This is a genomic window from Mycolicibacterium palauense (assembly GCF_002592005.1).
GTDB classification, from domain to species: Bacteria; Actinomycetota; Actinomycetes; order Mycobacteriales; family Mycobacteriaceae; genus Mycobacterium; species Mycobacterium palauense.
In genome coordinates this window covers 188829-200069 of record NZ_NVQF01000001.1, presented here as the reverse complement: position 1 = coordinate 200069, position 11241 = coordinate 188829, and the positions used below count along the sequence as shown (strand labels likewise).

8 protein-coding genes are annotated in these 11241 nt (G+C 71.3%); 2 read left to right on the top strand and 6 right to left on the bottom strand.

All coding sequences use genetic code 11. The features are described 5' to 3' along the window. Window positions 1–89: 89 nt before the first annotated feature. Window positions 90–1331 (bottom strand): MCE family protein, encoded by a 1242-nt coding sequence (locus CSR00_RS00910; protein ID WP_407662385.1) that lies wholly within the window; start codon window positions 1329–1331, stop codon window positions 90–92. A gap of 355 nt (window positions 1332–1686) precedes the next feature. Then, window positions 1687–2337: a DUF1295 domain-containing protein gene (locus tag CSR00_RS00905; RefSeq protein WP_099020488.1), complete on the bottom strand. Its 651-nt coding sequence runs from the start codon at window positions 2335–2337 to the stop codon at window positions 1687–1689. Window positions 2338–2542: 205 nt separating this feature from the next. Between CSR00_RS00905 and CSR00_RS00900 the strand changes: the two genes are divergently transcribed. Together CSR00_RS00900 and CSR00_RS00895 are read left to right on the top strand one after the other, a co-directional pair. Continuing rightward, a complete protein-coding gene (locus CSR00_RS00900; RefSeq protein ID WP_176561841.1) occupies window positions 2543–3157 on the top strand; it encodes a MerR family transcriptional regulator in 615 nt (204 codons plus the stop codon). Window positions 3158–3243: 86 nt separating this feature from the next. Continuing rightward, a complete protein-coding gene (locus tag CSR00_RS00895; protein WP_099020524.1) occupies window positions 3244–4869 on the top strand; it encodes a DNA polymerase Y family protein in 1626 nt (541 codons plus the stop codon). 35 nt (window positions 4870–4904) lie between these two features. On the opposite strand, the gene CSR00_RS00890 is transcribed toward CSR00_RS00895, so the two are convergent. From CSR00_RS00890 to CSR00_RS00875, 4 genes are all read right to left on the bottom strand, one after another. Then, entirely contained in the window at window positions 4905–5981 is a 1077-nt protein-coding gene (locus CSR00_RS00890; RefSeq protein ID WP_176561840.1) for a nucleoside hydrolase, read from the bottom strand. Window positions 5982–6052: 71 nt separating this feature from the next. Then, complete coding sequence (locus CSR00_RS00885) at window positions 6053–8155, bottom strand: SDR family oxidoreductase (protein WP_176561839.1); 2103 nt, start codon at window positions 8153–8155, stop codon at window positions 6053–6055. A gap of 33 nt (window positions 8156–8188) precedes the next feature. After that, on the bottom strand, window positions 8189–10411 hold the full coding sequence (locus CSR00_RS00880; protein WP_099020485.1) for a molybdopterin-containing oxidoreductase family protein: 2223 nt from the start codon (window positions 10409–10411) through the stop codon (window positions 8189–8191). Further along, complete coding sequence (locus CSR00_RS00875) at window positions 10408–11070, bottom strand: histidine phosphatase family protein (RefSeq protein WP_099020484.1); 663 nt, start codon at window positions 11068–11070, stop codon at window positions 10408–10410. The genes CSR00_RS00880 and CSR00_RS00875 overlap by 4 nt, the downstream gene beginning before the upstream one ends. Window positions 11071–11241: the final 171 nt, after the last annotated feature.

Below are 11241 nucleotides of genomic sequence, written 5' to 3'. Positions count from 1 at the left end.
GCAGGCCGCGGCCGGATCAGCCGGGTCCGGCTGTCGATGCGGGGGCGGGGGCGGGTCGGGGCCCCGGCCGGTCACCCCCGGCGAACCGGCTAGGGGTTGATGGTGTGCTCGCCGATCTGCCGTCCCCACACGTACTCCGCGAGCAGGGGCTGGGCCGGCTCGAGGTGGTTGTAGGGGGCGATCGACGCTCCGGTGTCGGCCACCAGATACGGCGCCGGCCACAGCTCGCGGGTGATCGGCTGCCAGCATCCGGGTGCACCGCCCGGCCCGCCGTGCGCGTTCACCCGCGGCAGGTTGTCCGGATAGATGTAGGCGTTGGGGGTGGTCGAGGTGATCATGTAGAGGTGCATCGAGTAGCCGTTTCCACCGCCACTGTCGGCGATTTTGGGTGCGGCGTCGTGGTAGTTGCGGATCATGCAGAACAGTTCCGGGCTGTAGGTGTCGAGCACGGTGGAGGTCGGCGTCAGATCGGCCGCACCGCGCAGGAGGAACGGCTGCGCCCGGGTCAGCACATCGGTTCCCGTATCGGCGAATCCCACCGCTGCCATCAGCGCCGAGTCGAACTCGTCCTGCCGCAGGTCCAGCGTGCGCGCGGTGGTGACCGCGGCGTCCAGGGCTGCGAACAGATCCGGGGCCGTATCGGCGTAGAGGCCCGCCAGCTCCGCGATCCGGCGATTGTCGTAGCGGATCTGTGCCATCCGCGAGTTGAGGTCGTCGAGGATCGCCGTCGAGTCGACCAGCGCCCCACCCAGGCTGTCGCCGAGCCCCGTCAGCGACTCCGCCGCGGCCGAGAGCGTGGCATTGAGCTTCACCGGATCGACCCGCTCCGAGATCGCGGTGATGGTTTCGAACAGGGTGTTGAATTCCGTTGTCACCGAGGAGGCGTCGATCCTCGCCGAGGCGGAGATGTGTCGGGATGACGGATCGGTCGGCGAGGTCAGGGAGACGTACTTGCCGCCGAACACGGTGCTGGCGACGATGTCGGCGCGGACATTCGACGGGATCAGCGCGAGATAGCGCGGGGAGACCGCCAGCTGCAGTTGCGCCTCGGACGCCTCGGCGGTGCCGGCCCGGGCGTCGCGGTTCACCGCTTTGACCGAGGCCACCCGGCCGATCTGGACCCCGTTGAAGGTGACCCTGGCCCCGGGGTCCATCACCAGGCCGGAACGGTTGGTCACCAGGGTCAGCTGCTCGGTCGGGGTGAAGTAGCCGCGGAACTGCAGCCACACCAGCGCGACGATCGTGACCAGGGCGATGATCAGCACCCCGGCCGAGGTCTTCAGCGGTGGATCGTACTGCCAGCGGCGGAGCCGGAGACGGATCCGCCGCAGTGTCCGTTGCCCGGGGCTGGTCGGCGTGCTGGAGTCACCGGTGCGCAACGCTGTTTTGGCTCCTCGGGCCCGACGGACAGTGAAAAGCGGAAAAAAAGAGTGCCGGACCTCCGGCTGGACCTCCGACGATGCGGGACATGGTCCGGCCGATGATCTCGGCAAATAGTTTCTGGCGCAAAGCTTCTCGGACACCATGTCAGGCGGCATCCGGTCCTGCAACCGGACGGGGGTATGACTATGGTCACGGCCGTCTCCAGATGTGACCCGGGCCCCTCGTGGGGGCGCCCGCCCCGTGCGGCCGCGGGCCGACGCCGGCGGCGCACGAAACCCGTGACCGCGAGAGCTTCGCTCCCCGCTATCTCGTGGCGGCGTCCGTGGGTGCGGGTCGGCGCAGCCGTGGGAACAGCAAGCCGGTTCGGGCGCGGTAGGCGGCGAACCCGGGATGGCGGGCCATCGACCGATCCTTGTTGATCATGTTCCGAACGAAGAACCCGAAGATCCACGCGGCATTCACCGCGAACGGAATGGGATTCCAGGAGATGATCGCGAACCCGAGATAGGTCAGAATCTCGCCGAGGTAGTTCGGGTTGCGCGTCCGGGTGAACAATCCGTCGTCGATCAGCCCGGGGTGAACCCGGAGGGTGAAGTACTTCTGGGCGTCGGAGGTGAAGTGCAGGAAGATCCCGAACACATAGACGGTGACGCCGAGGCAGATGGCGAAGCCGGGAACCTCGGGATGCAGCCATGCCAGCAGGATCGGCGCAGCGTAGTAGCCGGCCAGGGGTAGGAAGACGAAAACGACCCCGACCCAGATCGGTACGGATTCCGCGAACCGGCGGTCGGGGTAGGTCCGGCCCTTGATCAGCCAGAGGATGGAGTAGCTGCCGTGCATGGCCAGGTAGAGCCACATCGCGGTGCTGTAGTTGGCGAAGACGAGCATCGCCGTGACGGTGACCGGGATGACGAGGGCCTTGTGCAGGTTGATGAAGAAACCGGTGGTTGCCATGTCTTCTCCGTGTGACGGTGCGGGCCGTGGGCGACTTCCTCGAAACGGGACTGGAAATGAGAGCGGGAGCAAGGGGTGCCGTTGTGCTAGATAGTAGAACTATCTAGTAAACAATGCAAGGGGCCGCCGAACGACCGCGTCGGCTTCGTGGCCATGTGCCGAACGGGTGGTGGCCGGACAGGTGGCGGCCCGACAGGAGGAACGGGTGCGGGTATCCGAATTGGCCGAATGCGCCGGTGTGTCCGTGGCGACGGTGAAGTACTACATCCGCGAAGGCATGCTCGCCGCAGGTGATCCAGCGGGGCCGCGGCGGGCGAACTACGACGAGTCCCACGTACGGCGGATTCGGCTGATTCAGGCGCTGACCGGTCCAGCGGGCCTCGCCCTGTCCCGGGCCAAGGCGATCCTGCAGATCATCGACCAACCGGGATTCGAGGTCATCGAGCGCCTGGCCGCCGCGACGAGGGTGCTCACCGACGCCGCCGGTGTGGACGGTGACGCCGAGGCGTTCTATCCCCGTGCCGAGCGGGTCGTGGCGTGGCTCGGTGACTCCTACCGGGCCGAGGCCCCGGCCGCCGCGCTGCTGGAGCGCGCGCTCGAGGCGGTGGAGGCGGCGGGTTTTCCGCTCGATCCCGATCAGTTCGCCGTCTACGGGGAGCACATGCTCGCCATTGCCGGCAGCGAGGTCGCCAATACCCCCGCCGACCCGGTCGAGGCCGTCCGGTACGTGGTGCTCGGCACCGTTCTCTTCGAGCCGGTCCTCGCCGCGATCCGCCGCCTCGGTCAGCAGAGCATCGTCAAATACGGCACCGGCGGCTGAGCCGGCCGCCCGGTCTTGACGCCACCGGCCCGCGGGCCGATACTCGGCATCGAACATACTTTCGAATGCGGTCCGGGGAGGTGTCGATGACCCTGTCGATGACCCGGACACCGTCGCGGGTGTTGGCGATCTGGTGCATGGACTGGCCGGCGGTGGCCGCCGCCGTGGCCGCAGACCTGCCGGCCACCGCCCCGGTGGCGGTGACCCTGGCCAACCGGGTGATCGCCTGTTCGGCGGCGGCGCGCTCGGCCGGTGTCCGGCGCGGACTGCGGCGCCGGGAGGCCCAGGGCCGCTGCCCGGATCTGCATGTCGTGGCTGCCGACCCGGACCGGGATGCCCGGTTCTTCGAGGCGGTCACGGTCGCGGTGGACGAGCTGGCGCCGCGCGCCGAGGTGTTGCGGCCGGGGTTGCTGGTGCTGGCGGTCCGTGGGGTCGCACGCTATTTCGGCTCCGAGCATCACGCGGCCGAACGGCTCGTCGACGCGGTGGCCGCCGCCGGCGCCGAGTGCCAGGTGGGCATCGCCGATCAGCTCGCCACCGCGGTCTTGGCGGCCCGGGCCGGCCGGGTGGTCGGCCCGGGCCGGGATCGCGAGTACCTGGCCCCATTGTCGATCCGGCAGCTGTCGGCCGAGCCGGCCCTGTCCGCACCCGGCCGGGACGATCTGGTGGACCTGTTGTGGCGGATGGGAATCCGCACCATCGGCGGGTTCGCGGAGCTGCCCCGCGCCGACGTGGTGTCGCGGTTCGGGGCCGACGCGACGGTGGCGTACCGGATCGCCTGCGCCGAATCGTTGCGGGGGCCGTCGGGACGGGAGCCTCCGGCCGACCTGGACGTGATGATGGACTGCGATCCACCGGTCGACCGGGTCGACGCGGCGGCCTTCGCCGGGCGCATGCTTGCCGGTCGCCTGCACCGCGGGCTGGAGGCGGCCGGGGTGGGGTGCACCCGGCTGGCCATCCACGCGGTCACCGCCGAGGGCGGGGAATTCTCGCGGGTGTGGCGATGCGCGGAACCGCTGACCGAGGATGCCACCGCCGATCGGGTGCGCTGGCAGCTCGACGGCTGGCTGAACCGGAGAAATCCCGCCGAGCGGCCGGCCGGACCGATCACGGTGCTGCGGCTGCAGCCGGTGGAGGTGATCTCCGCCGGTGCCCTGCAGCTGCCGCTGTGGGGAGGCGTCGGCGACGAGGACCGGCTGCGTGCCCGCCGCGCCCTGGTCCGCGTGCAGGGTCTGCTGGGTCCCGACGCGGTGCGGCTGCCGGTGCTCAGCGGCGGACGGGGGCCCGCCGAGCGCATCACCCTCACCCCGTTGGGCGACGAGGCGGTACCGCGGGCCGACCCGGACCTGCCATGGCCGGGCCGGCTGCCCGAGCCCGCTCCGGCGGTGCTCGTCGATGACCCGGTCGAACTGCTCGACGCCGATGGTCATCCGGTCCGGGTGACCGGGCGCGGGCTGTTCACCGCCGACCCGGTGCGCCTTGCCGGGCCCGGGGGCGACACCCGGAGTTGCCCATACCGGGGAACCCTGCGGTGGTGGACCGGCCCGTGGCCGGTGGACGAACGCTGGTGGGATCCGGCCGCGGGGCCGGGCGGCCGCACCGCCCGGGCGCAGGTGATGGTCGAAAACGGTTCGCGGCGGGGCGAACCCGGTCCGGCGCTGCTGCTGTGCTACCGGCAGCGCCGCTGGTATGTCGAGGGCGTCTACGAGTAGGGGCAGGGGGAAGGCAGGAGAAACGCAGGGGAGGGTCAGGTGGTGTCCGGTCCGAGGCGCCGGGCGAAGGCGCCCACCCGCTCGATGAAACGGTCGAAGAACGCCGCCGGGTCGACGTCGACACCGACCAGCGCATTGGGTTCCCGACCCCAGTGTCCGGACCAGTCGGCGATCGTCATCCCCCGGGTCAGCGTTCCGGTCAGCTCGACATCGACCGTCGCGGGTCTGCAGCCGACCACCTCCGGGTCCAGCGCCACCGCCGCCGCCAACGGATCGTGCAGGTGGGCCAGGTAGCCCTCGCCCTGGTCGTAGTGGAACTCGAAATAGAACCGCATGGCGTCCTCGAGCGCCCGGATCACGGGGCTGGCGGCCCCCGACCGGGTGCCCCGGGTATCCAGCACGCTCATCGTCATGGTCGCCGAATCCGAGGCGGCCGCGAGCCGGCTCAGGATCGCCGGGGTCATCGCGATGTGTTCGGTCAGGTTGAGTCCCAGCACGATCGGCAGGTGCTGGGGCGCCGACAGCCCCCAGGCGGCGTTCCAGGCCCGGAAGACCTCCGCGGCGGCCTCCGGGTCCACGCTGATGTTCCACTCGGCCACCGGGGTGGTGTTACCCCGGTAGCCGAACGAGCCGCCCATGATGACCAGTCGGCGCAGCAGCCTCGGCAGCGCGGGATCGATCCGCAACGCCAACGCCAGGTTCGTCAGCGGACCGGTGACCAGACCGACCAGTTCGCCGGGGTGGGTGTGGGCGGCCCGGATCCAGGCCTGCGCCGAGTCGTAGTCGGTCAGTGCCGCGGTCTCCGGGGGAAGTTCGGCATAACCGAGCCCGGCCGGGCCGTGCGTGTCCTCGGCGGTACGCAGCGATCCGTTCAGTGCGCGCTGGGCCCCGCGCGAGACCGGGACGTCGTCGGCGCCGCACAGTGCCAGTAACCGCAGATTGTTCACGCACACCTGGTCGACGGCGACATTCCCGCCCGTCGAGGCGATCCCGACCAGGTCGGCATCGGGACTGGCGAGCAGGTAGACCAGGGCCATCGCGTCGTCGACGCCGGTGTCGGTGTCGGCGAAGACCGGCAGTGTGGCCCCGGATGATCCTGCCGCTGAACCCATTCCGCTGACCTTACCGGTGCCGGACGGGATGTACCGGCTGCGGCGTGTCGGTCACGCCGTGGCCGGCGGACTCACCAGTGCACGCCGGGAACCAGGCGTACCGCCTGCTTCACCGGGCGCGGTACCCGCATCGCGCGCAGGGCCCGGGCCGGCGGACGCGGCCGTCGGCGCGGTCGCTCCCGCGGCTCCGGTGGTTCGGAAGCGGCGGGGTCCGGATGGCCGCGTGCCGCGGCGGGGTCCGGATGGCCGCGTGCCGCGGCGGGGTCCGGATGGCCGCGTGCCGCGGCGGGGTCCGGATAGCCGCGTGCCGCGGCGGAATCCGGATAGCCCAGATACAGCTGATGCAGCACCCGTCGGGACAGCCGTGGGGTGAAGTAGTTCCCGAGGTCCGACAGTGTGCCCAGTGGGGTGTCGATGCGCACCGGTTTGTCGATCAGTCCGCGCACCACCATGGCCGCGGCGTGCTCGGCGCTGATCGCCGGAACGGGGTTCAGCCGTTTCGACGGCGTGATCATCGGTGTGCGCACCAGCGGCATGTGGATGGTGGTGAAGGTGACGTGGTCGGACAGCGTCTCGGCGGCCACCACGTCGGCGAAGGTGTCCAGCGCGGCCTTGCTGGGCAGATAGGCCGAATACCGCGGGGAATTGGCCTGCACCCCGGCGCTGGAGACGTTGACGATATGGCCGAAGCGGCGTTCGCGCCAGTGGGGCAGCAGGGCTAGCACCATCCGGACGGCGCCGAAGTAGTTGACCGCCATCACCCGCTCGTAGTCGTGCAGTCGGCCGGTGGAGGCCTGCACCGACCGGCGGATGGACCGCCCGGCATTGTTCACCAGATAGTCGACGTGGCCGAACCGGTCGAGGATCTCCGAGACCGTCCGATCCACCGATTCGGTGTCGGTGACATCGCAGGTGAAGGCGTACCCCTGCCCGCCGGCGGCGCGGATCTCGCCGACCAGGCCGGACAGGGCCTCGCCGTTGCGGGCCAGCGCGAAGACCGTGGCGCCGCGTGCGGCCACCGCGAGCGCTGCGGCCCTGCCGATCCCGCTGGAGGCGCCGGTGATGATGACGTGGCGGCCCGCCAGCGGCTCGGTGTCGTCGACACGGCGGGTGCGGGCCGGGTCCAGGTGGGTGGCCCAGTAGCGCCACAGGGCCGGCGCATAGGCCGCGAAGTCGGGTACCGCGATCCCCGTTGCGCGCAGCGCCTCCCGGGTGCGCTCGGCGGTGAAGGTCGGGGCGAGGTCGACGACGTCGAGGATCTCGGCGGGCAGGCCCAGCTGGGTGGCGGCCATGTTGCGCCAGGCGCGGGCACGGCCCCGCGCGTCCAGCACCGGGCGGGCCAGCGCTCCCGGCAGCGACATCCGCAGCCGCGGCAGCCCCGCCGCCGGCGCCAGCGCCCGGTAGATGCCGGGCAGGCTGATGGCCCGGGGCGCGGTCAGATGGAAGGTCGCGCCGTCGTGGCCGTCGGCGCCGATGAGCGCCACCAGCGCCTCGGCCACATAGTCCACCGGCACGATGTTGGTGCGGCCGGTGTCGGGCAGGGCCACCGGCGCGAACGCGGGGAGTGCCGCCAGCCTGGCCAGCAGCCCGAAGAAGTAGTAGGGGCCGTCGACCTTGTCGATCTCCCCGGTGCGCGAGTCGCCGACCACCACCGCCGGCCGGTAGATGCGGTACCGCAGCCCCGCCGCCGTTCGGACCAGCGCCTCGGCCTGGAACTTCGTGCGGTGGTAAGGCGTCGGCAACGCCTGCCCGACGTCGAAGTCGTCCTCGGTGTACACCCCGGGATAGCTGCCGGCCACCGCGATCGAGGAGACGTGGTGCAGCGTCGCGTCCAGGTGCCGGGCCAGCCCGATCACCGCCCGGGTGCCCTCGACATTGGCGGCGTGCTGCCGGGCCTCGTCGGCGGTGAGGTCGTAGATCGCGGCGCAGTGCACGAGGTGGTCGACGGCGCCGAGCTCGGCGAGCGCGGTGGGCTCGAGGCCGAGCTGTGCAACCGTCAGGTCGCCGATCAGCGGTTGCGCCCGCGGGCCCCACCCGGCGGCCAGCCTCTCGAAGCGGGCCAGGCTGGGCCGGCGCACCAGGACCCACACCACGGCATCCGGGTCAGCGTCGAGCAGTGCGGTGACCACCCGGCGGCCGATGAACCCGGTACCGCCGGTAACGACATAACGCATGCGCGTCATCGTGGCCCGTCGCGGCGGAGTCCGTCAACACCTCGCGGCTGATTCGTCCGGGAGTTCGTCGGCCAGTCGTTCGACCCGGACGCGGCCGGAGTCCATCGCCGAGGTCTGCGACAGCGGATCCAGCGCCGCACCGTCCACCAGAAGGTTGCGGTTCACCCCGAACCGCTGCGGGTCGGTCCCTCCCGCGGGGTCGAAGATCCGCGAGCCCCAGCCGTGGTCGATGAGCACCATGCCCGGACGGGGCCGGTCGCTGATCACCGCGGCGAGCTCGACCGCGGCCACCGTCGAGGACACCCGGACCCGGTCACCGTCGCGCACGCCGAGGGCGCGGGCGTCGTGCGGATGGATCAGCACCTCGTTGGCCCGTCCCGCCGGGTGCAGCCCGGGCAGCTCGTTGAGCCACGAGTTCATCGAATGCCGGCGCCGCCGGTTGCCCAGCAGCAGTGGGAACTCCGCGGGAACGGCCGGTCGCGTCGCCGCCAGCAGCTCGTGGGCGCGGGCGACGAACGGTGCCGGCGCGGCGTGCACCCGGCCGTCGTCGGTGCGCAGCGCCGCGCGGAACCGGCCGTACTCCCGCGGGCCCAACACCATGCCGTGCGGGTGGGCGATCACGTCGCGCCAGCGCACCCGGCGCCCACCGAACCTGCGGGAGGTGGCCAGCACCAGCCGGTCCAGCCAGTGCGGCCCGAAGGCCAGGGCGGGGCGGCGGGTCAGCGCGGCCAGCCGGCGGGTGGCCGCGATGAACCCGTTGACGCCGCGCACCCCGAACAGCGGCCTGCGCATCGCCAGGGCGAGATCGGTGAAGACGCGCCATTCCTCGCGGACACCCGCGGGCGGGTCCAGCACCCGCGCTCCGTACTGGATGAACGGTTCGTCGTGCATGCCGCTGGTGAAGGCCAGCAGGTCGGCGCGCTCCAGCCAGTGCGCGGCCGGAAGCAGCCAGTGTGCGTGCCGGTGGCTTTCGCGTTGCACCAGATCGACGGCCACCAACAGATCCAGCTGTGCCAGCGCGGCGTCGAGGGCGGCTCCGTCGGGACCGGAGACCACGGGGTTGCCGCAGTTGAGCAGCACCGCGCGGATCCGGCCGGGCCCGGGCGTGGTGATCTCGGCGGGCAACTCGGCCAGGGCGTGCGCGCCGGCGACCATGGGCCGGCCGGTCACCCGGCTCAGGTGATCGGGATTCTTGGCCAGGCCCGCCATCCGCAGCGCGTCGACGTAGCCGGCCTCGAAGCGGCGTCCGCCGGGGCGATCCATCCGACCGGTGATCACGTTGAGCACCTGCCCCAGCCACTCGCCGACGGTGCCGGCCGGATGCAGCGAGACCCCCGTGCGGGTGATCGCCATCGCGGTGCGTGCCGTCGCGAACGACCGGGCCAGCCATTCGATCCGGGAGCGTGGAATGTCACAGCGCGCCGCCAGGTCATCGAGGTCGGCCGCAGCGGCCAGCCGGCGCAGATCGCCTACCCCGGTGGCCAGTTCGCGACAGTCGGCACGGTGCTCGAGGCCCTCGTCGAGGATGACCTTGACCATCCCGAGCAACAGCGCCCAGTCCTGGCCCGGGTACACGGCCAGGTGCGCATCGGCACGCTCCGCGGTCTCCGTACGCACCGGGTCGACGACGACGATCGTGGCCCCCCGCTGCTGCCGGTCCAGCGCGCGGCGCCATCCGCCGGGCACCGTCTCCAACCAGTTCCACGCCGACACCGCCGGATTGGTGCCCACCAGCAGGAAGAAGTCGCACTCGTCGACATCGGAGACCGGCACCATCAGCGACGAGCCGTACATCTCCTCGGCGACGACGTGCAGCGCGTTCTGGTCGACCGAGCCCACGGCGTAGCGGTTGCCGGTGCCGATCGCGTCCAGCAGCGCATTGAAGAAGATCAGGTTCGACGACGAATAGCCGGCGGGGTTTCCGTAGTAGGCGCCGACCGCGTCGGGGCCGTCGGCGTCGATCACCGCGTTGAGCCGCGCGGCGATGTCGGACAGGGCCTCCTCCCAGGATGCCTCGACGTAGCGGTATCCGGCCCCGACGGGCACCCGGCGCAGCGGGGTGCGCAGGCGGCGGGGATGCTCCACCATCTGGGCGGCGGTGCGGCCCTTGGCGCAGAAGTCCCGCCAGGTGTGCGGGTTCTGCCTGTCCGGGGAGATCTTCTCGGCGCGGTTGTCGCGTACCGTCACCTCGATGCCGCAGGCGGCGTGGCAGTACCGGCAGAACGTGTAGGTGGTGGCGGGGTCGGCCCGGGTCAATCGAAGTCCTCGATCCCGTCCCAGTCCACCAGTGTCCACCCGGTGACCGGGTTGCCCTTGATCACCACCCGTCCGGTGTTGGGCAGCGGATGCGACATCAGCAGGCTGTGATCGGGATTGCGCACGTTCATCTGCGTCCACAGCATGATCGCCGCGGCGTGGGAGAACGCCACCGGCTTGGTGTCTCCGCTGTCATAGATCTTGTGCACCGCCGCGCTGAACTGGTCGTTGAACTCGTTGCCGTCGATGGAACCCGGGATGGTCGCGCCGCGGAAGCCCTCGAGCCACTGCTCGGGTGCCAGCAGATACGTCGAGGCCGCCCCGGCCTCCGGGGTGCCCTCGAACCAGCCCGCGTCGATCTCGCGCAGGCCGGGCAGCACCTCGACCCGTTCGTCGAGGTCGGCCGCCAGCGGCGCGGCGGTCTGCTGGGAGCGCACCATCGTCGAGGCGTAGATCCCGTCGTAGTCGTTGCGGCGCAACGAGTCGGCGGCGTCCTCGGCCTGTTCGCGTCCCTCGGTGGTCAGGCCCGGTCCGGGCACCGCGGTGTTGATCAGGCCCGAGGCATTGCCCGCGGACTGGGCGTGGCGGACGAAGGTCAGGACGATCGACGGCGGTGGCGGCGGCCCGGAGCCGCAGGCGCCGACCATCGCGGCGGCCATCAGGGCGGCGGCCGCTTTGCCGAGATGCCCCAGAGATGTCCGTGTGCGCCGCAAGACCCGCCACCACCTCCCAGGTACCCCGACCCCGAGACCCTCAACGTCACCGTACCGACCGGTGCAGGCCGGCGGGTGCGGTTTGCCGGCTTGGATCGCACACCGGTATAGGGTCGG

Coding starts and splice junctions, on each gene's coding strand:
- CSR00_RS00905 (WP_099020488.1), bottom strand. CDS start 2,337: ATGGCAACCACCGGTTTCTTCATCAACCTGCACAAGGCCCTCGTCATC.
- CSR00_RS00895 (WP_099020524.1), top strand. CDS start 3,244: ATGACCCTGTCGATGACCCGGACACCGTCGCGGGTGTTGGCGATCTGG.
- CSR00_RS00890 (WP_176561840.1), bottom strand. CDS start 5,981: ATGGGTTCAGCGGCAGGATCATCCGGGGCCACACTGCCGGTCTTCGCC.
- CSR00_RS00885 (WP_176561839.1), bottom strand. CDS start 8,155: ATGCGTTATGTCGTTACCGGCGGTACCGGGTTCATCGGCCGCCGGGTG.
- CSR00_RS00875 (WP_099020484.1), bottom strand. CDS start 11,070: ATGGCCGCCGCGATGGTCGGCGCCTGCGGCTCCGGGCCGCCGCCACCG.